The organism is Enterobacter cloacae complex sp. 397G4, assembly GCF_050031515.1.
Classification (GTDB): domain Bacteria; phylum Pseudomonadota; class Gammaproteobacteria; order Enterobacterales; family Enterobacteriaceae; genus Enterobacter; species Enterobacter hormaechei_C.
In genome coordinates, this window is sequence record NZ_JBLGWE010000001.1 from 1,452,618 (window position 1) to 1,470,453 (window position 17,836).

Consider the following 17,836-nt stretch of genomic DNA (forward strand, 5'->3'; position numbering starts at 1 on the left):
AAGATGTTGTTATCGTGACCCCGATCACTGTTCCAGAGAAAACCCAACAAACTGTATGTAGGTTAATTGTAATGATTTTGTGAACGGCCTATACTGCCGCCAGGTCTCCGGAACACCCTGCAATCCCGAGCCACCCAGCGTTGTAACGTGTCGTTTTAGCATTTGGAAGCAATGTTTTGCATGACGCGCAGTTATAGAAAAGGAACGCTGTCTGACCCGCATCGCAGTCCGGAGGAAGGAAACAATAAGAACAGCATGTGGGCGTTATTCATGATAAGAAATGTGAAAAAACAAAGACCTGTCAATCTGGATCTGAAAACGATCCGATTCCCTGTAACAGCAATAGCGTCCATTCTGCACCGTGTTTCTGGTGTGATTACGTTTGTGGCGGTCGGTATCTTGCTGTGGTTACTGGGAACCAGCCTCTCATCCCCTGAAGGATTCCTCCAGGCCTCAGCCATTATGAACAGCTTCTTCGTGAAATTTATCATGTGGGGCATTCTGACTGCACTGGCCTATCACGTGGTTGGCGGCGTTCGCCATATGCTGATGGACTTTGGCTACCTGGAAGAGACGTTCGAGGCCGGTAAACGTACCGCTAACATTTCATTTGTGATCACTGTCGTGCTTTCACTTCTCGCAGGAGTTCTCGTATGGTAAGCAACGCCTCCGCATTAGGACGCAACGGCGTACATGACTTCATCCTGGTCCGTGCTACCGCCATCGTTCTCACCCTTTACATCATCTATATGATCGGTTTCTTCGCGACCAGCGGCACGCTGACGTGGGAAATCTGGAGTGGTTTCTTCGGATCGGCCTTCACCAAAGTGTTCACCCTGCTGGCCCTGTTCTCCATCCTTATTCATGCCTGGATTGGCATGTGGCAGGTATTGACCGATTACGTTAAACCGCTGGCTATTCGCCTTCCGCTGCAACTGATTATTGTTGTTGCTCTGCTGGTTTACGTCATTTATGGATTTGTTGTGGTGTGGGGTGTGTAATGAAACTGCCAGTCAGAGAATTTGATGCTGTTGTGATTGGTGCGGGTGGCGCAGGTATGCGCGCCGCACTACAAATTTCCCAGAGCGGCCAGACCTGTGCGCTGCTCTCTAAAGTATTCCCGACCCGTTCCCACACTGTGTCTGCGCAGGGCGGTATCACCGTTGCGCTGGGTAATTCCCATGAAGATAACTGGGAATGGCACATGTACGATACGGTAAAAGGTTCCGATTACATCGGTGACCAGGATGCCATCGAATATATGTGTAAAACCGGCCCGGAAGCGATTCTGGAGCTGGACCACATGGGTCTGCCGTTCTCTCGTCTGGAAAATGGCACCATCTATCAGCGTCCGTTTGGCGGCCAGTCGAAAAACTTCGGCGGCGAGCAGGCGGCACGTACCGCAGCGGCGGCTGACCGTACCGGCCACGCGCTGCTGCACACGCTGTATCAGCAGAACCTGAAAAACCACACCACCATCTTCTCCGAGTGGTATGCGCTGGATCTGGTGAAAAACGCCGATGGCGCCGTGGTGGGATGTACCGCCCTGTGCATCGAAACCGGTGAAGTGGTCTACTTCAAAGCCCGCGCAACCGTGCTGGCGACCGGCGGCGCAGGCCGTATCTATCAGTCCACTACCAACGCCCATATCAACACCGGTGACGGCGTTGGGATGGCGATCCGCGCTGGCGTGCCGGTGCAGGACATGGAGATGTGGCAGTTCCACCCAACCGGTATCGCCGGTGCGGGCGTACTGGTGACAGAAGGCTGCCGTGGTGAAGGTGGTTACCTGCTGAACAAACATGGCGAGCGCTTCATGGAGCGTTATGCGCCAAACGCAAAAGACCTTGCGGGCCGTGACGTGGTGGCGCGTTCCATCATGATCGAAATCCGTGAAGGCCGCGGCTGTGACGGCCCTTGGGGTCCACACGCGAAGCTGAAACTCGACCATCTGGGTAAAGAAGTGCTGGAATCCCGTCTGCCGGGCATTCTGGAGCTGTCCCGCACCTTCGCGCACGTCGACCCGGTGAAAGAGCCAATTCCGGTTATCCCAACCTGTCACTACATGATGGGCGGTATTCCGACCAAAGTGACCGGTCAGGCGCTGACCGTGAACGAGCAGGGCGAAGACGTGGTCATCCCTGGCCTGTTCGCGGTAGGCGAAATTGCCTGCGTATCCGTGCACGGCGCAAACCGTCTGGGCGGCAACTCCCTGCTGGACCTGGTGGTATTTGGTCGTGCGGTGGGGCTGCATCTCCAGGAATCTATTGCCGAGCAGGGCGCGCTGCGTGATGCGACCGACGACGAAATAGATGCCTCTCTTGAGCGCCTCAATCGCTGGAACGGTAATCGTAACGGCGAAGATCCGGTGGAGATCCGTAAGGCGTTGCAGGAGTGTATGCAGCACAACTTCTCGGTATTCCGTGAAGGTGACGCGATGGCCAAAGGGCTTGAGCAGCTGAAAGCGATCCGTGAACGTCTGAAGAATGCCCGTCTGGACGATACCTCAAGCGAGTTCAACACCCAGCGCGTGGAGTGCCTGGAGCTGGATAACCTGATGGAAACCGCGTTCGCCACTGCGATGTCGGCAAACTTCCGTACCGAAAGCCGTGGCGCCCATAGCCGCTTCGACTTCCCGGATCGTGATGACGAAAACTGGCTGTGCCATTCCCTGTATCTGCCAGAGTCGGAAACCATGACGCGTCGTAGCGTTAACATGGAACCGAAACTGCGTCCGGCGTTCCCGCCGAAGATTCGTACTTACTAATGCGGAGACAGGATAATGAAACTCGAATTCTCAGTTTATCGTTATAACCCGGATGTAGACGATGCTCCGCGTATGCAGGATTACACCCTCGAAGCGGAAGAAGGTCGTGACATGATGCTGCTGGATGCCTTAATCCAGCTGAAAGAGAAAGATCCTACGCTGTCGTTCCGCCGCTCCTGCCGTGAAGGGGTGTGTGGCTCTGACGGTGTAAACATGAACGGCAAAAACGGTCTGGCCTGTATTACGCCAATTTCAGCGCTACAGCGTCCAGGCCAGAAAATTGTGATCCGTCCTCTGCCTGGCCTGCCGGTCGTGCGTGATTTGGTGGTGGACATGGGGCAATTCTATGCACAATATGAGAAGATTAAGCCTTACTTATTGAATAATGGGCAAAATCCACCCGCTCGCGAGCACTTACAGTCTCCTGAGCAGCGTGAAAAACTCGATGGGTTGTACGAGTGTATTCTCTGTGCATGCTGTTCAACGTCATGCCCGTCATTCTGGTGGAACCCGGATAAATTTATCGGCCCTGCGGGTCTGCTGGCTGCCTATCGCTTCCTGATCGACAGCCGCGATACCGAAACCGAGAATCGTCTGGAAGGGCTAAGTGACGCTTTCAGCGTATTCCGCTGCCATAGCATCATGAACTGCGTCAGTGTGTGTCCTAAGGGGCTGAACCCGACGCGCGCCATCGGCCATATTAAGTCGATGTTGTTGCAGCGCAGTGCGTAAGTAACAACGCCGGATGGCGCTGCGCTTATCCGGCCTACGTAACAGTAGGCCCGGTAAGCGTAGCGTCACCGGGCAAATTGCAGAAACCTTTAAAAACTGCCAGATAAGTAAATAATCGAGACGTTCAGCGCGAGACAAGGCGCGGTTGAACGAATCCCCTGGAGCATAGTTGACTATGTGACTGGGGTGAGTGAAAGCCGCAACGCAGTCGCAGCCGGAACGACGAAGATTATTTAGACAGTTTCTAAAGGTTCCTTCGCGGGCCACAAAGAGCTCGCAGGTGAACCCCGGCACGTACACGTGGTGTGCGTGGTAGTTTCTACGGCGAAAGTAAGCATAAAAATGCTTAAGGGATCACGATGCAGAACGGCGCAATGAAAGCCTGGCTGGACTCTTCTTACCTCTCTGGTTCAAACCAGAGCTGGATAGAACAGCTCTATGAAGACTTCTTAACCGATCCTGACTCAGTGGACGCAAACTGGCGTTCCATGTTCCAGCAGTTGCCTGGTACAGGGGTCAAACCGGATCAATTCCATTCAAAAACACGTGATTATTTCCGTCGTCTGGCGAAGGATGCCTCACGTTACTCTTCTGCGATTTCCGACCCTGACACCAATGCGAAGCAGGTTAAAGTCCTGCAACTTATCAACGCTTATCGCTTCCGTGGTCACCAGCATGCGAATCTCGATCCGCTGGGACTGTGGCAGCAGGAACGTGTAGCGGATCTCGATCCGGCTTATCACGATCTGACCGAGGCCGATTTCCAGGAAAGCTTTAACGTAGGTTCCTTTGCCATCGGCAAAGACACGATGAAGCTGGGCGATCTGATTGACGCGCTCAAGCAAACCTACTGCGGCTCCATCGGCGCGGAATATATGCACATTACCTCCACCGAAGAGAAACGCTGGATCCAGCAGCGTATCGAATCCGTGGCAGGCCACGCGAATTTCTCAGCAGAAGAGAAAAAACGTTTCCTCAGCGAACTGACCGCCGCGGAAGGCCTTGAGCGCTATCTGGGCGCGAAATTCCCTGGCGCAAAACGCTTCTCACTGGAGGGCGGCGATGCGTTAGTCCCGATGCTGAAAGAGCTGATTCGTCATGCCGGTAAGAGCGGCACGCGCGAAGTGGTGCTGGGCATGGCGCACCGTGGTCGCCTGAACGTGCTGGTTAACGTGCTGGGTAAAAAGCCGCAGGATCTGTTCGACGAATTTGCGGGTAAACATAAAGAGCACCTCGGCACCGGTGACGTGAAGTACCACATGGGCTTCTCGTCGGATATCGAAACCGAGGGCGGTCAGGTTCACCTGGCGCTGGCGTTTAACCCGTCGCACCTGGAAATCGTCAGCCCGGTGGTTATCGGTTCCGTGCGTGCGCGTCTGGATCGTCTGGACGAGCCGAGCAGCAATAAAGTATTGCCAATCACTATTCACGGTGATGCGGCGGTCACAGGGCAGGGCGTGGTTCAGGAAACCCTGAACATGTCGAAAGCGCGTGGTTATGAAGTGGGCGGTACCGTTCGCATCGTAATCAACAACCAGGTGGGCTTCACCACCTCTAACCCGCTGGATGCGCGTTCCACCCCGTACTGCACCGACATCGGTAAAATGGTTCAGGCGCCAATTTTCCACGTTAACGCGGATGACCCTGAAGCCGTTGCTTTCGTTACCCGTCTGGCGCTGGACTTCCGTAACACCTTCAAGCGCGATGTGTTCATTGACCTCTTCTGCTACCGCCGTCACGGCCACAACGAAGCGGATGAGCCAAGTGCAACCCAGCCGCTGATGTACCAGAAAATCAAAAAACACCCGACGCCGCGTAAAATCTACGCTGACAAGCTGGAAAGCGAAAAAGTGGCGACGCTGGAAGATGCGACCGAGATGGTCAATCTTTATCGCGACGCGCTGGATGCGGGTGAATGCGTGGTGAAAGAACTGCGCCCAATGAACATGCACTCCTTCACCTGGTCGCCGTACCTCAACCACGAGTGGGACGAGAGCTACCCGAACAAGGTTGAGATGAAGCGTTTGCAGGAGCTGGCTAAACGCATCAGCACCGTGCCGGAAGCGATCGAGATGCAGTCCCGCGTGGCCAAGATCTATGGCGATCGCCAGGCAATGGCGGCGGGTGAGAAGCTGTTCGACTGGGGCGGCGCGGAAACGCTGGCCTATGCGACGCTGGTTGACGAAGGTATTCCGGTTCGTCTGTCCGGTGAAGATGCGGGTCGTGGCACCTTCTTCCACCGTCACGCGGTTGTGCATAACCAGTCTAACGGTTCAACGTACACTCCGCTTCAGCACGTGCATAACGGTCAGGGCCAGTTCAAGGTCTGGGACTCCGTGCTGTCAGAAGAAGCAGTTCTGGCCTTCGAATACGGCTACGCCACCGCAGAACCCCGCACTCTGACCATCTGGGAAGCGCAGTTTGGTGACTTCGCCAACGGTGCGCAGGTCGTCATCGACCAGTTCATCTCCTCCGGTGAGCAGAAGTGGGGCCGTATGTGCGGTCTGGTGATGCTGCTGCCGCACGGCTATGAAGGACAAGGTCCGGAGCACTCCTCCGCGCGTCTGGAGCGTTATCTGCAACTCTGCGCCGAGCAGAATATGCAGGTTTGCGTGCCGTCCACTCCGGCTCAGGTTTACCACATGCTGCGTCGTCAGGCGCTGCGCGGTATGCGCCGTCCGCTGGTAGTCATGTCACCAAAATCCCTGCTGCGCCATCCACTGGCGGTCTCCAGCCTGGAAGAGCTGGCAAACGGCACCTTCCTGCCGGCCATCGGTGAAATTGACGAGCTGGATCCGCAGGCCGTTAAGCGTGTCGTAATGTGTTCTGGTAAGGTTTATTACGACCTGCTGGAACAGCGCCGTAAGAACGATCAGAAAGATGTCGCCATCGTGCGTATCGAACAGCTTTATCCGTTCCCGCATCAGGCGATGCAGGAAGTGCTGAAACAGTACGCTCACGTTCATGATTTTGTCTGGTGCCAGGAAGAGCCGCTCAACCAGGGCGCATGGTATTGCAGCCAGCATCATTTCCGTGAAGTGATTCCATTTGGGTCTGCCCTGCGTTATGCAGGTCGCCCGGCCTCCGCCTCTCCGGCGGTAGGGTATATGTCCGTTCACCAGAAGCAGCAACAAGATCTGGTCAATGACGCGCTGAACGTCGATTAATTAAAGGATACATAATGAGTAGCGTAGATATTCTTGTTCCCGACCTGCCTGAGTCCGTAGCAGATGCAACCGTCGCCACCTGGCACAAAAAACCAGGCGACGCGGTAACCCGTGACGAAGTGCTGGTAGAAATCGAAACTGACAAAGTGGTACTGGAAGTACCGGCTTCAGCGGATGGCATTCTGGATGCAGTCCTGGAAGATGAAGGTACGACCGTCACTTCTCGCCAGATCCTGGGTCGCCTGCGTGAAGGCAATAGCGCGGGCAAAGAGTCCAGCGCCAAATCTGAAGAAAAAGCGTCTACACCGGCCCAGCGCCAGCAGGCGTCTCTGTCCGATCAGACCAACGACGCGCTCAGCCCGGCGATCCGTCGCCTGCTGGCTGAGCACAGCCTCGATCCGGCAGCCATCAAAGGCACCGGCGTGGGTGGCCGTCTGACGCGCGAAGACATCGACAAGCATCTGGCAAAAGCGCCTTCTGAGGCGAAAGCGGAAGCGAAAGCCCCTGCGGCAGCACCAGCGGCACAGCCAGCTCTGGGCGCACGTAGCGAAAAACGCGTGCCGATGACCCGCCTGCGTAAGCGCGTGGCCGAGCGTCTGCTGGAAGCGAAAAACTCCACCGCGATGCTGACCACCTTTAACGAAGTCAACATGAAGCCAATCATGGATCTGCGCAAGCAGTACGGTGACGCGTTTGAAAAACGTCACGGTATCCGTCTGGGCTTCATGTCCTTCTACGTGAAAGCGGTAGTTGAAGCGCTGAAACGCTACCCGGAAGTGAACGCGTCTATCGATGGCGATGACGTGGTTTACCACAACTACTTCGACGTCAGCATGGCGGTTTCTACCCCGCGCGGCCTGGTTACCCCGGTTCTGCGTGACGTGGATACCCTGGGTATGGCTGACATCGAGAAGAAAATCAAAGAGCTGGCCGTGAAAGGCCGCGACGGCAAGCTGACCGTTGAGGACCTGACTGGCGGTAACTTCACCATTACCAACGGTGGTGTGTTCGGCTCGCTGATGTCTACCCCGATTATCAACCCGCCGCAGAGCGCGATCCTGGGTATGCACGCCATTAAAGATCGTCCAATGGCGGTAGACGGTAAAGTGGAGATCCTGCCGATGATGTACCTGGCGCTCTCTTACGATCACCGCCTGATCGACGGCCGCGAGTCCGTAGGCTTCCTGGTTGCCATTAAAGAGCTGCTGGAAGATCCAACGCGTCTGCTGCTGGACGTCTAGTTTTTGCAGTCTTGCCCGGCGGCGCGTTGCTTGCCGGGCCTACAAAGCACAACCTAACGATTACCTGAAGGATGGATAGAACACATGAACTTACATGAATATCAGGCCAAACAGCTGTTTGCCCGGTATGGCTTACCGGCTCCGGTGGGTTATGCCTGTACTACCCCGCGTGAAGCAGAAGAAGCCGCGTCTAAAATCGGTTCCGGCCCGTGGGTAGTTAAATGTCAGGTTCACGCTGGTGGCCGTGGTAAAGCGGGCGGTGTGAAGGTTGTTAAGAGCAAAGAAGAGATCCGTGCGTTTGCTGAACATTGGCTCGGCAAGCGTCTGGTAACCTACCAGACAGATGCGAACGGCCAGCCGGTTAACCAGATCCTGGTTGAAGCGGCAACCGACATCGCGAAAGAACTGTACCTCGGCGCAGTCGTAGACCGTAGCTCCCGTCGCGTGGTGTTCATGGCGTCTACCGAAGGCGGCGTGGAAATCGAAAAAGTGGCGGAAGAAACCCCGCACCTGATCCACAAAGTGGCTATCGATCCGCTGGCGGGCCCAATGCCTTACCAGGGTCGTGAGCTGGCATTCAAACTGGGTCTGGAAGGCAAGCTGGTTCAGCAGTTCACCAAGATCTTCATGGGTCTGGCGACCATTTTCCTGGAGCGCGATTTGGCGCTGATCGAGATCAACCCGCTGGTGATCACCACCCAGGGCGACCTGATCTGCCTCGACGGCAAGCTGGGCGCTGACGGCAACGCGCTGTTCCGCCAGTCCGATCTGCGCGAAATGCGCGACCAGTCTCAGGAAGATCCGCGTGAAGCGCAGGCTGCACAGTGGGAACTGAACTACGTGGCGCTGGATGGCAACATCGGCTGCATGGTTAACGGTGCGGGCCTGGCAATGGGCACCATGGACATCGTTAAGCTGCACGGCGGTGAGCCAGCGAACTTCCTCGACGTGGGCGGTGGCGCAACCAAAGAGCGCGTAACCGAAGCGTTCAAAATCATTCTCTCTGACAGCAACGTGAAAGCGGTTCTGGTGAACATCTTCGGCGGTATCGTACGTTGCGACCTGATCGCCGACGGTATCATCGGCGCGGTAGAAGAAGTGGGCGTTAACGTTCCGGTTGTTGTACGTCTGGAAGGGAACAACGCTGAACTCGGCGCGAAAAAACTGGCTGACAGCGGCCTGAATATTATTGCAGCGAAAAGTCTGACGGATGCAGCTCAGCAGGTTGTTGCCGCAGTGGAGGGGAAATAATGTCCGTTTTAATTAATAAAGATACCAAGGTTATCTGCCAGGGCTTCACCGGTAGCCAGGGGACTTTCCACTCCGAACAGGCGATTGCCTACGGTACGCAGATGGTTGGCGGCGTAACGCCAGGTAAAGGCGGCACCACGCACCTGGGCCTGCCGGTGTTCAACACCGTGCGTGAAGCGGTAGAAGCGACGGGCGCAACCGCGACCGTGATCTACGTACCGGCGCCGTTCTGCAAAGACTCTATTCTGGAAGCGATCGACGCAGGCATTAAGCTGATCATCACCATCACCGAAGGCATCCCGACGCTGGATATGCTGACCGTGAAGGTGAAGCTGGACGAAGCAGGCGTGCGCATGATCGGCCCGAACTGCCCAGGCGTTATCACTCCAGGCGAATGCAAAATCGGCATCATGCCGGGCCACATTCATCGCCCAGGCAAAGTGGGTATCGTGTCCCGTTCCGGTACCCTGACCTATGAAGCGGTTAAGCAGACCACCGACTACGGTTTCGGCCAGTCCACCTGCGTGGGCATCGGCGGTGACCCGATCCCGGGCTCTAACTTCATCGACATCCTGAAGCTGTTCCAGGAAGATCCACAGACCGAAGCGATCGTGATGATCGGTGAGATCGGTGGTAGCGCGGAAGAAGAAGCGGCTGCTTACATCAAAGATCATGTGACCAAGCCGGTGGTGGGTTACATCGCGGGTGTGACCGCGCCGAAAGGCAAACGTATGGGTCACGCGGGCGCGATTATCGCAGGCGGTAAAGGTACGGCTGATGAGAAATTCGCAGCACTGGAAGCCGCAGGCGTGAAAACCGTTCGCAGCCTGGCGGATATCGGTGAAGCACTGAAATCCATCATTAAGTAAGTCCTCTCTGCTCCCCGATTGGGGCGCGTTGAAGTATAAAAAAATGTCCGTTTCGACATGGTTGGCCGCTGTAAAGCGGCCTTTTTTTATTGCCTGCGTTTAGCCACCAGGGTGAATTTATAGTCGTCGGTGTTAAACACGTTGCGACTGTATTCAAATACCCGGCCGTCTTTCAGAAAGCCACGAGAGACTTTTTCCAGAATCGGTTTTGCCGGATCGAGCGCCAGGGCGGCAATCGCCTCGTCCGATGGCATGACTGGCACCAGCTCCTGCTCGCTGCGATCGATCACCATCTTTTTGATCTGCTCAATGTAATGGTATTTCGACTGTTCCATCACTTCCCAGGTGAGGTCGGGGAACATCGCCAGCGGCATCCATGTCTCTTCCTGATTCACCGGCTTTTCCCTGATGAAGCGTACGCGCTTGACGTGCCAGACCTTATCATCCGGATTGAGCGCAAGTTTTGCCGCGAGCCGCTCATCGGCTTTCACCACTTCGAAGACGCTGACGTCGCTGTGCGTATCGACGTTGCGATCCGCTAACTTTTCGTAAAAACCGGTGAGCTGATAAATATCGTAATTCACCCGCTCCTCTTTTACATACGAGCCGCTGCCCTGAATACTTTCGATGATCTGCTCGTCGGCGAGCAGCTTCAAAGCCTGCCGCACGGTGACCCGGCTGACGCTAAACGCCTCCTGAAGGCTGGATTCCGTCGGCAGCGCGTCGCCAGGTTTTAACTCACCGGCATTAATTTTCTCGCGGAACGCATCGGCGATCTGCCGGTACATCGGTTTATTGCCCATTGTGTCGCGCCTTTTTAATACGTTTTCAGGGAATTATGCCTTCAGTGGTAAATTTGTAAATAATACAAATAAGATACAAATATCGGTGTTAGTGAAAATGATCACATAAATGTATTATCCGGTCTGCCACAATCCTGCCCAGACAATAACTTTGGATAGGTGAGGATCTTATGAACCTGACGACTCTGACCGACCCCCGTGCTGTCTGCGTGCAGGCGCAGTTTACCAGCCGTGATGAGGCAATCCGTCAGCTTGCGACGCGGCTGGTGGCGTTGAGCAAAATAGCCGACGCCGATACGTTTCTGGCAGACGTTTTCCATCGGGAATCGCTTGGCCCGACGGCGCTGGGCGAGGGGCTGGCCGTACCTCATGGTAAATCAGTGGCGGTAAACGAAGCGGCTTTTGCCGTGGCCACACTGCGTGAGCCGCTGGCCTGGGAAGGTGTGGACGGACCGGAGGAGGTCGAGCTAATTTTTCTGCTCGCCATTCCTCCCGCACAAGCGGGATCAACGCATATTCAGGTCCTGACGGAACTGACGTCTCGCCTGGCGGATGACGAGCTCAGGGCGCGCGTGATGACGGCGACCAGCGCGGAAGCGGTGCTTGCGGCGCTGGAAACGGCGCCTGACGCACAAGAAACCGCCGTTGCGGAGAATGCCCCGACGATCGTCTGCGTTACCGCCTGTCCGGCCGGGATCGCCCATACCTACATGGCAGCGGAGTATCTCGAAAAAGCGGGACGTAAGCTCGGCGTCAATGTGGTGGTCGAAAAGCAGGGGGCAAATGGTATTGAGGGGCGCATCACCGCGCAGCAGTTGCAGGAGGCAAAAGCGTGTATCTTCGCGGCGGAAGTGGCGATCAAAGAGCGTGAGCGTTTTCAGGGGATGCCCGCCATTTCCGTGCCCGTCGCGGAACCCTTACGCCATGCGGAAGCGCTCATTGAGCGTGCGCTGGCGCTACAGCCTGTATCCGATGCGCGTCCTGCGCATGTCGACTCGGACGCGAAAAAGTGCGTTAAAACCGAACTCAAGCAGGCGCTGCTCAGCGGTATCTCCTTTGCGGTGCCGCTGATTGTTGCTGGCGGCACGGTGCTGGCGGTGTCGGTACTGCTGGCGCAAATCCTGGGCTTGCAGCATCTGTTCGATCAGGAAAATTCGTGGCTGTGGATGTACCGCAAACTGGGCGGCGGGATGCTCGGTATTCTGATGGTGCCTGTTCTGGCAGCCTATACCGCTTACTCGCTGGCGGATAAACCTGCGCTAACGCCGGGCTTTGCGGCGGGTCTTGCCGCCAATATGATCGGCTCTGGTTTTCTCGGGGCCATCGTCGGCGGGCTGATTGCGGGCTACCTGATGCGCTGGGTAAAAAACCACATCCGACTGAGTAGCCGCTACAACGGCTTTCTGACCTTTTATCTCTATCCGGTGATTGGCGTGCTGGGCGCAGGCAGCCTGATGCTGTTTGTGATCGGCGAACCGGTGGCCTGGATCAATAATGCCCTGACCGCCTGGCTTAACGGTCTGTCCGGCGCGAACGCGCTGCTGCTGGGGGCGATCCTGGGCTTTATGTGCTCGTTCGATCTGGGCGGTCCGGTCAACAAAGCCTCTTACGCGTTCTGTCTGGGAGCGATGGCCAATGGCGTATACGGGCCTTATGCGATTTTTGCCTCCGTCAAAATGGTATCGGCCTTTACCGTGACGGCATCAACGATGCTGGCTCCGAACCTGTTCAAACAGTTCGAAATTGAAACCGGCAAGTCCACCTGGCTGCTGGGGCTGGCGGGCATCACCGAAGGGGCAATTCCGATGGCTATCGAGGATCCGTTGCGGGTCATCGGCTCATTTGTTCTGGGGTCAATGGTGACCGGAGCGATTGTCGGGGCGATGGGGATTGGGCTATCCACCCCCGGCGCGGGCATTTTCTCGCTCTTCTTACTGCATGATGCCGGGCTGGGCGGCGTGATGGCCGCTGTCGGCTGGTTTGGCGCCGCGCTGGCTGGCGCCACAATCTCTACGCTCATTTTACTGCTCTGGCGACGCCAGGCCGTGAAGAGCGGCACCTACGTGACTGAAGACATACCATCGTAAACACGCACTGACAGGAAACGAAGATGAAAGCTGTATCTCGCGTTCATATCACGCCACATATGCACTGGGACCGGGAGTGGTACTTCACCACCGAAGCGTCACGTATTCTTCTGGTCAATAATATGGAAGAGATCCTCACTCGTCTTGAGCAGGACACAGAGTATAAATACTACGTACTCGACGGCCAGACGGCGGTGCTGGAAGATTATTTTGCCGTGAAACCGGAAAACAGGCCACGCGTGAAGGCACTGGTGGCGGCCGGGAAGCTGATTATCGGGCCGTGGTATACCCAGACGGATACCACCCTTGTTTCCGGCGAGTCGATTGTTCGAAATCTGATGTACGGTATACGCGACTGTCTGGCCTTTGGCGAGCCGATGAAAATTGGCTATCTGCCGGACTCCTTCGGCATGTCTTCCCAGCTGCCGCACATTTACAATGGTTTTGGCATCACGCGTACCATGTTCTGGCGCGGGTGTTCCGAGCGGCACGGTACCGATAAAACCGAATTTCTCTGGCAAAGTCAGGACGGCAGCGAAGTGACGGCACAGGTGCTGCCGCTGGGCTACGCGATTGGTAAGTACTTACCGGAGGATGAGGCCGGGCTGCGCAAACGGCTCGACACGTACTTCGAGGTGCTGGAAAAAGCCTCCGTGACGAAAGAAATTTTGCTGCCTAACGGCCATGATCAGATGCCGCTCCAGCAGAACATCTTTGCGGTGATGGATAAGCTGCGCGAAATCTATCCGCAGCGTCAGTTTGTGATGAGCCGCTTCGAGGACGTGTTTGACCACATTGACGCGCACCGCGATGAACTGGCGACGCTGAAAGGGGAGTTTATTGACGGTAAATATATGCGGGTGCACCGGACGATAGGCTCCACGCGAATGGACATTAAAATCGCCCACGCCCGGATAGAGAATAAAATCGTCAACGTCCTTGAGCCGCTGGCCACGCTTGCCTGGACGCTGGGCTTTGAGTATCACCACGGCTTGCTGGAAAAAATGTGGAAAGAGATCCTCAAGAATCACGCCCATGACAGTATCGGCTGCTGCTGTAGTGACAAAGTGCATCGTGAGGTGATGTCCCGCTTCGAGCTGGCGGAAGACATGGCCGATAACCTGACGTGCTTCTATATGCGCAAGATTGTCGACAACATGCCGCAGAGCGAGGAAGACAAACTGGTGATGTTTAACCTCACGCCCTGGCCGCGTGAGGAAGTGATTAACACCACGATACGTCTGCGCGCCAGCCAGTTCCGCCTGCTGGACGATAGGGGGAATGAAATCCCTTACTGCCTGCGCAGCGCGCGTGAAATCGACCCCGGCTTGATTGACCGGCAAATTGTGCATTACGGCAACTACGATCCCTTTATGGAGTTTGATATCCAGCTCAATCAGATCCTGCCATCAATGGGTTACCGCACGCTCTATATCGAGCCGCACGTGGCCGGCAAGCTGCTGGCGGCAGAAAAATCGTCGGAGGCGTTGCTGGAAAATGCTTTCTGGGAAATAACGTTAAACGACGACGGCACCCTGCGTCTGCTCGATAAAGCGTCCGGGCTTATCTATGACCGCGCGCTGGAAATAGAAGAGAGCTCGGATGATGGCGATGAGTACGACTACTCGCCTTCACGGGAAGAGTGGAGACTCACTTCCGCTCAGGGCGAGCATGAGGTTGAGGTGATCCACGAGGCCTGGCAGAGCAGGGCGGTGATCCGCCATCGCATGGCGGTGCCGGCGGATCTCGCCGAACGTTCTGCGCGTCAGCAGACGGGAACGCTTGAGGCAGAACTCACGGTCACGCTCAGCCATAACAGCCGACGTATCGACGTTGAGGCGCGTCTCGGAAATCACGCGGATGACCACCGTGTGCGGGTGCTGATCCCGACGCCATTTACCGCAGACACGGTGTTAGCCGATACCCAGTTCGGTTCGCTGACGCGACCTGTACAGGATGAAGCGATGGCGAACTGGCAGGAGGAGGGCTGGAAGGAAGCGCCGCTGCCGGTGTGGAATCTGCTCAACTACGCGGTGCTCCAGGAACGGCGTAACGGAATGGCGCTGTTTACCGAAGGGTTGCGCGAATTTGAAGTGACTGGCGAGCGTCAAAAAACGTTTGCCCTGACGTTGCTTCGCGGCGTGGGGGTGCTTGGGAAGGAAGATTTACTGCTGCGCCCCGGCAGACCGTCCGGGATCAAAATGCCGGTGCCTGATTCGCAGATGCGGGGCCAGTTAACCTGTCGCTTTAGCCTGTTCAGTTTTAATGGTACGCCCGTAAGTGCTGGCGTTGCGCAGCAGACGAAGTCGTGGTTAACGCCAGTGCACTGTTATAACAAAATCCCGTGGGATGCGATGAAGCTTAACCGCGCCTCTTTCACCACCCCTTGTAGCTATAGCCTGTTAACGCTGGCGCCTAACGGATGTGTACTCAGTGCGCTGAAAAAAGCGGAGGATCGTGACGAGATGATTCTTCGTCTGTACAACCCTTCGGGGACCCGCTCCTGTGACGTGGCTTTGTCTGTGAACCGTGAGGTCCAGGCCTGTTGCGAAACGGACATGAATGAGGTGCGCAAGGCGCAAGGGGAGGAGGGTTCAGCCATTACGGGGTCGTTCCGGCCATGCCAGTCACGCACCTTCAGCATAAAAATTGAAAGGTAATCCTCCGAACAAAATAAAGGCCGCATTCCTGCGGCCTTTATTTCATCAAATAGTCACGAAAGGGTGTTAATTTTAAGATTATTAAAGGTGAATGAAATGTAATCGTTTCGGCGGGTAGCAAAGCGAAAGAAAAATACTGTGAAGCAGATAACATTATATGTTTATCTTCCGGCAAAATGCGTTTTTTCTTGCGCGTTAATAAAAATCACAACTGTTTATATTATCTTCTGGCTTTTATAACCAATAACGGCTTTAAATATACATATTGTTAACAAGGTTTTTACTATCCGCACCACAAAGAAACATCATTAACAGCTCTGACTGTTTTTGATTTAAATCAATGTTTAATCCTTGGAAAAAGCCTCCGAAAGGCGTTAAATTGTTCCCGATCAAAATGGCCGAAAAGTGGTAATTTTGCTATAAATTGATCGCCGTCGAAAAACGTAAATCTGTTCGAATAAAAACCTGTTTATTGTAAGGGTTTTGCAGCGTATTATATTTACGGGATCAATTTGGTTTTTTCTTAACGTATTTGTAACCTTTCATCATTGCTTTTTCCTCCTGAAGAGAATAAGCAACGAAGAAGGGAAGCAGATAACTTTGTATTGGGGCATGCGTGTGGATCCTTATCTAACGGGGTTCACTCTCGGAGTCTTCATGCGATGAGCAAGGAGTCATAATGTTAGACGTAGTCGAACTGTCGCGCTTACAGTTTGCCTTGACCGCGATGTACCACTTCCTGTTTGTGCCGCTGACGCTCGGTATGGCGTTCCTGCTGGCCATCATGGAAACGGTTTACGTCCTCTCCGGCAAACAGATTTATAAAGATATGACCAAGTTCTGGGGCAAGTTGTTTGGTATCAACTTTGCGCTGGGCGTGGCAACCGGTCTGACCATGGAGTTCCAGTTCGGGACAAACTGGTCTTACTATTCCCACTATGTAGGGGATATTTTCGGTGCGCCGCTGGCCATTGAAGGTCTGATGGCCTTCTTCCTCGAATCCACCTTTGTAGGTCTGTTCTTCTTCGGTTGGGACCGTCTGGGTAAAGTCCAGCATATGGCGGTAACCTGGCTGGTGGCATTAGGCTCCAACTTGTCCGCACTGTGGATCCTGGTGGCGAACGGCTGGATGCAAAACCCAATCGCATCTGATTTCAACTTCGAAACCATGCGTATGGAGATGGTCAGCTTCGCTGAGCTGGTCCTGAACCCGGTTGCTCAGGTTAAATTCGTTCACACCGTGGCGTCTGGGTATGTGTGCGGCGCGATGTTCGTGCTGGGCATCAGCTCCTACTATATGCTGCGCGGCCGTGACTTCGCGTTCGCCAAGCGTTCTTTTGCTATCGCAGCAAGCTTCGGTATGGCCGCGATTCTGTCCGTGATTGTTCTGGGTGATGAATCCGGTTACGAAATGGGCGACGTGCAGAAAACCAAACTCGCCGCAATTGAAGCTGAATGGGAAACCCAGCCGGCACCGGCAGCGTTTACCCTGTTCGGTGTGCCTGACCAGGAAGCGCAGGAAAACCGCTTCGCCATTCAAATTCCTTACGCTCTGGGTATTATCGCCACGCGCTCCGTCGACAAACAGGTGACTGGCCTGAAAGATCTGATGGTGCAGCATGAAGAGCGTATCCGTAACGGGATGAAAGCCTACTCGCTGCTGGAACAGCTGCGCGCCGGCTCTACCGACCAGGCCGTTCGCGATCAATTTAACGACGTGAAGAAAGACCTCGGTTACGGTCTGCTGCTGAAACGCTATACCCCGAACGTCTCCGACGCGACGGAAGCGCAGATTCAGATGGCAACCAAAGACTCTATTCCACGCGTTGCGCCGCTGTACTTCGCGTTCCGCATCATGGTGGGTTGCGGCATTATCATGCTGCTGATCATCGCGGCCTCGTTCTGGTCAGTCATTCGTAACCGTATCGGTGAGAAAAAATGGCTGCTGCGCACCGCGCTGTACGGTATCCCACTGCCATGGATTGCTATCGAGTCCGGCTGGTTTGTAGCGGAATATGGCCGTCAGCCGTGGGCGATCGGTGAGGTGCTGCCAACAGCGGTAGCGAACTCCTCCCTGACCGCAGGCGACCTGATCTTCTCCATGCTGCTCATTTGCGGTCTGTACACCCTGTTCCTGGTGGCTGAACTGTTCCTGATGTTCAAGTTCGCGCGCCTTGGCCCAAGCAGCCTGAAAACCGGTCGCTACCACTACGAGCAGTCTGTTGCGACTACTCAGCCGGCACGCTAAGACAGGAGTCA

Annotated in this window: 12 protein-coding genes; 11 read left to right on the plus strand and 1 reads right to left on the minus strand. The window is 55.2% G+C overall.

The features are described from left to right. Nucleotides 1-255: 255 nt before the first annotated feature. The 8 genes from sdhC (at nt 256) to sucD (ending at nt 10,027) form a co-directional block, all read left to right on the plus strand. Nucleotides 256-660, plus strand: coding sequence for a succinate dehydrogenase cytochrome b556 subunit (gene sdhC / locus ACQG1Y_RS06900; RefSeq protein ID WP_026080740.1), 405 nt, complete (start codon nt 256-258; stop codon nt 658-660). Next, a complete protein-coding gene (sdhD, locus tag ACQG1Y_RS06905) occupies nt 654-1,001 on the plus strand; it encodes a succinate dehydrogenase membrane anchor subunit (RefSeq protein ID WP_003858621.1) in 348 nt (115 codons plus the stop codon). The genes sdhC and sdhD overlap by 7 nt, the downstream gene beginning before the upstream one ends. Further along, on the plus strand, nt 1,001-2,767 hold the full coding sequence (sdhA, locus tag ACQG1Y_RS06910) for a succinate dehydrogenase flavoprotein subunit (RefSeq protein WP_003858619.1): 1,767 nt from the start codon (nt 1,001-1,003) through the stop codon (nt 2,765-2,767). Before sdhD ends, sdhA begins: the two co-directional genes overlap by 1 nt. Nucleotides 2,768-2,782: 15 nt before the next feature. Continuing rightward, nucleotides 2,783-3,499: a succinate dehydrogenase iron-sulfur subunit SdhB gene (sdhB, locus tag ACQG1Y_RS06915; RefSeq protein ID WP_017384969.1), complete on the plus strand. Its 717-nt coding sequence runs from the start codon at nt 2,783-2,785 to the stop codon at nt 3,497-3,499. A 359-nt stretch (nt 3,500-3,858) separates the two neighbouring features. Then, entirely contained in the window at nt 3,859-6,666 is a 2,808-nt protein-coding gene (gene sucA / locus ACQG1Y_RS06920; protein ID WP_003858615.1) for a 2-oxoglutarate dehydrogenase E1 component, read from the plus strand. A gap of 14 nt (nt 6,667-6,680) precedes the next feature. After that, entirely contained in the window at nt 6,681-7,907 is a 1,227-nt protein-coding gene (odhB, locus tag ACQG1Y_RS06925; RefSeq protein WP_003858613.1) for a 2-oxoglutarate dehydrogenase complex dihydrolipoyllysine-residue succinyltransferase, read from the plus strand. An 84-nt stretch (nt 7,908-7,991) separates the two neighbouring features. Further along, nucleotides 7,992-9,158 carry an ADP-forming succinate--CoA ligase subunit beta gene (gene sucC / locus ACQG1Y_RS06930; protein ID WP_017384968.1) on the plus strand — a complete coding sequence of 389 codons (1,167 nt, stop codon included), beginning with the start codon at nt 7,992-7,994 and terminating at the stop codon, nt 9,156-9,158. Next, on the plus strand, nt 9,158-10,027 hold the full coding sequence (gene sucD / locus ACQG1Y_RS06935; protein ID WP_003858609.1) for a succinate--CoA ligase subunit alpha: 870 nt from the start codon (nt 9,158-9,160) through the stop codon (nt 10,025-10,027). The genes sucC and sucD overlap by 1 nt, the downstream gene beginning before the upstream one ends. Before the next feature lie 86 nt (nt 10,028-10,113). On the opposite strand, the gene ACQG1Y_RS06940 is transcribed toward sucD, so the two are convergent. Continuing rightward, nucleotides 10,114-10,830, minus strand: coding sequence for a GntR family transcriptional regulator (locus ACQG1Y_RS06940; protein WP_032670329.1), 717 nt, complete (start codon nt 10,828-10,830; stop codon nt 10,114-10,116). 170 nt (nt 10,831-11,000) lie between these two features. On the opposite strand from ACQG1Y_RS06940, the gene mngA reads away from it, so the two are divergent. The 3 genes from mngA to cydA all read left to right on the plus strand — a co-directional run bounded on the left by mngA (nt 11,001) and on the right by cydA (nt 17,825). After that, nucleotides 11,001-12,917 carry a PTS 2-O-a-mannosyl-D-glycerate transporter subunit IIABC gene (mngA, locus tag ACQG1Y_RS06945; RefSeq protein WP_032670328.1) on the plus strand — a complete coding sequence of 639 codons (1,917 nt, stop codon included), beginning with the start codon at nt 11,001-11,003 and terminating at the stop codon, nt 12,915-12,917. A gap of 23 nt (nt 12,918-12,940) precedes the next feature. Next, nucleotides 12,941-15,577: a mannosylglycerate hydrolase gene (gene mngB / locus ACQG1Y_RS06950; protein ID WP_063658970.1), complete on the plus strand. Its 2,637-nt coding sequence runs from the start codon at nt 12,941-12,943 to the stop codon at nt 15,575-15,577. Between the two features lie 679 nt (nt 15,578-16,256). Further along, entirely contained in the window at nt 16,257-17,825 is a 1,569-nt protein-coding gene (gene cydA / locus ACQG1Y_RS06955; protein ID WP_003858601.1) for a cytochrome ubiquinol oxidase subunit I, read from the plus strand. Nucleotides 17,826-17,836 lie beyond the last annotated feature (11 nt).

What these genes read in the sequence shown, in the direction of transcription:
- sdhC (WP_026080740.1), top strand. Translation starts at nt 256, where the DNA reads ATGTGGGCGTTATTCATGATAAGAAATGTGAAAAAACAAAGACCTGTC.
- sdhD (WP_003858621.1), top strand. Translation starts at nt 654, where the DNA reads ATGGTAAGCAACGCCTCCGCATTAGGACGCAACGGCGTACATGACTTC.
- sdhA (WP_003858619.1), top strand. Translation starts at nt 1,001, where the DNA reads ATGAAACTGCCAGTCAGAGAATTTGATGCTGTTGTGATTGGTGCGGGT.
- sdhB (WP_017384969.1), top strand. Translation starts at nt 2,783, where the DNA reads ATGAAACTCGAATTCTCAGTTTATCGTTATAACCCGGATGTAGACGAT.
- sucA (WP_003858615.1), top strand. Translation starts at nt 3,859, where the DNA reads ATGCAGAACGGCGCAATGAAAGCCTGGCTGGACTCTTCTTACCTCTCT.
- odhB (WP_003858613.1), top strand. Translation starts at nt 6,681, where the DNA reads ATGAGTAGCGTAGATATTCTTGTTCCCGACCTGCCTGAGTCCGTAGCA.
- sucC (WP_017384968.1), top strand. Translation starts at nt 7,992, where the DNA reads ATGAACTTACATGAATATCAGGCCAAACAGCTGTTTGCCCGGTATGGC.
- sucD (WP_003858609.1), top strand. Translation starts at nt 9,158, where the DNA reads ATGTCCGTTTTAATTAATAAAGATACCAAGGTTATCTGCCAGGGCTTC.
- ACQG1Y_RS06940 (WP_032670329.1), bottom strand. Translation starts at nt 10,830, where the DNA reads ATGGGCAATAAACCGATGTACCGGCAGATCGCCGATGCGTTCCGCGAG.
- mngA (WP_032670328.1), top strand. Translation starts at nt 11,001, where the DNA reads ATGAACCTGACGACTCTGACCGACCCCCGTGCTGTCTGCGTGCAGGCG.
- mngB (WP_063658970.1), top strand. Translation starts at nt 12,941, where the DNA reads ATGAAAGCTGTATCTCGCGTTCATATCACGCCACATATGCACTGGGAC.
- cydA (WP_003858601.1), top strand. Translation starts at nt 16,257, where the DNA reads ATGTTAGACGTAGTCGAACTGTCGCGCTTACAGTTTGCCTTGACCGCG.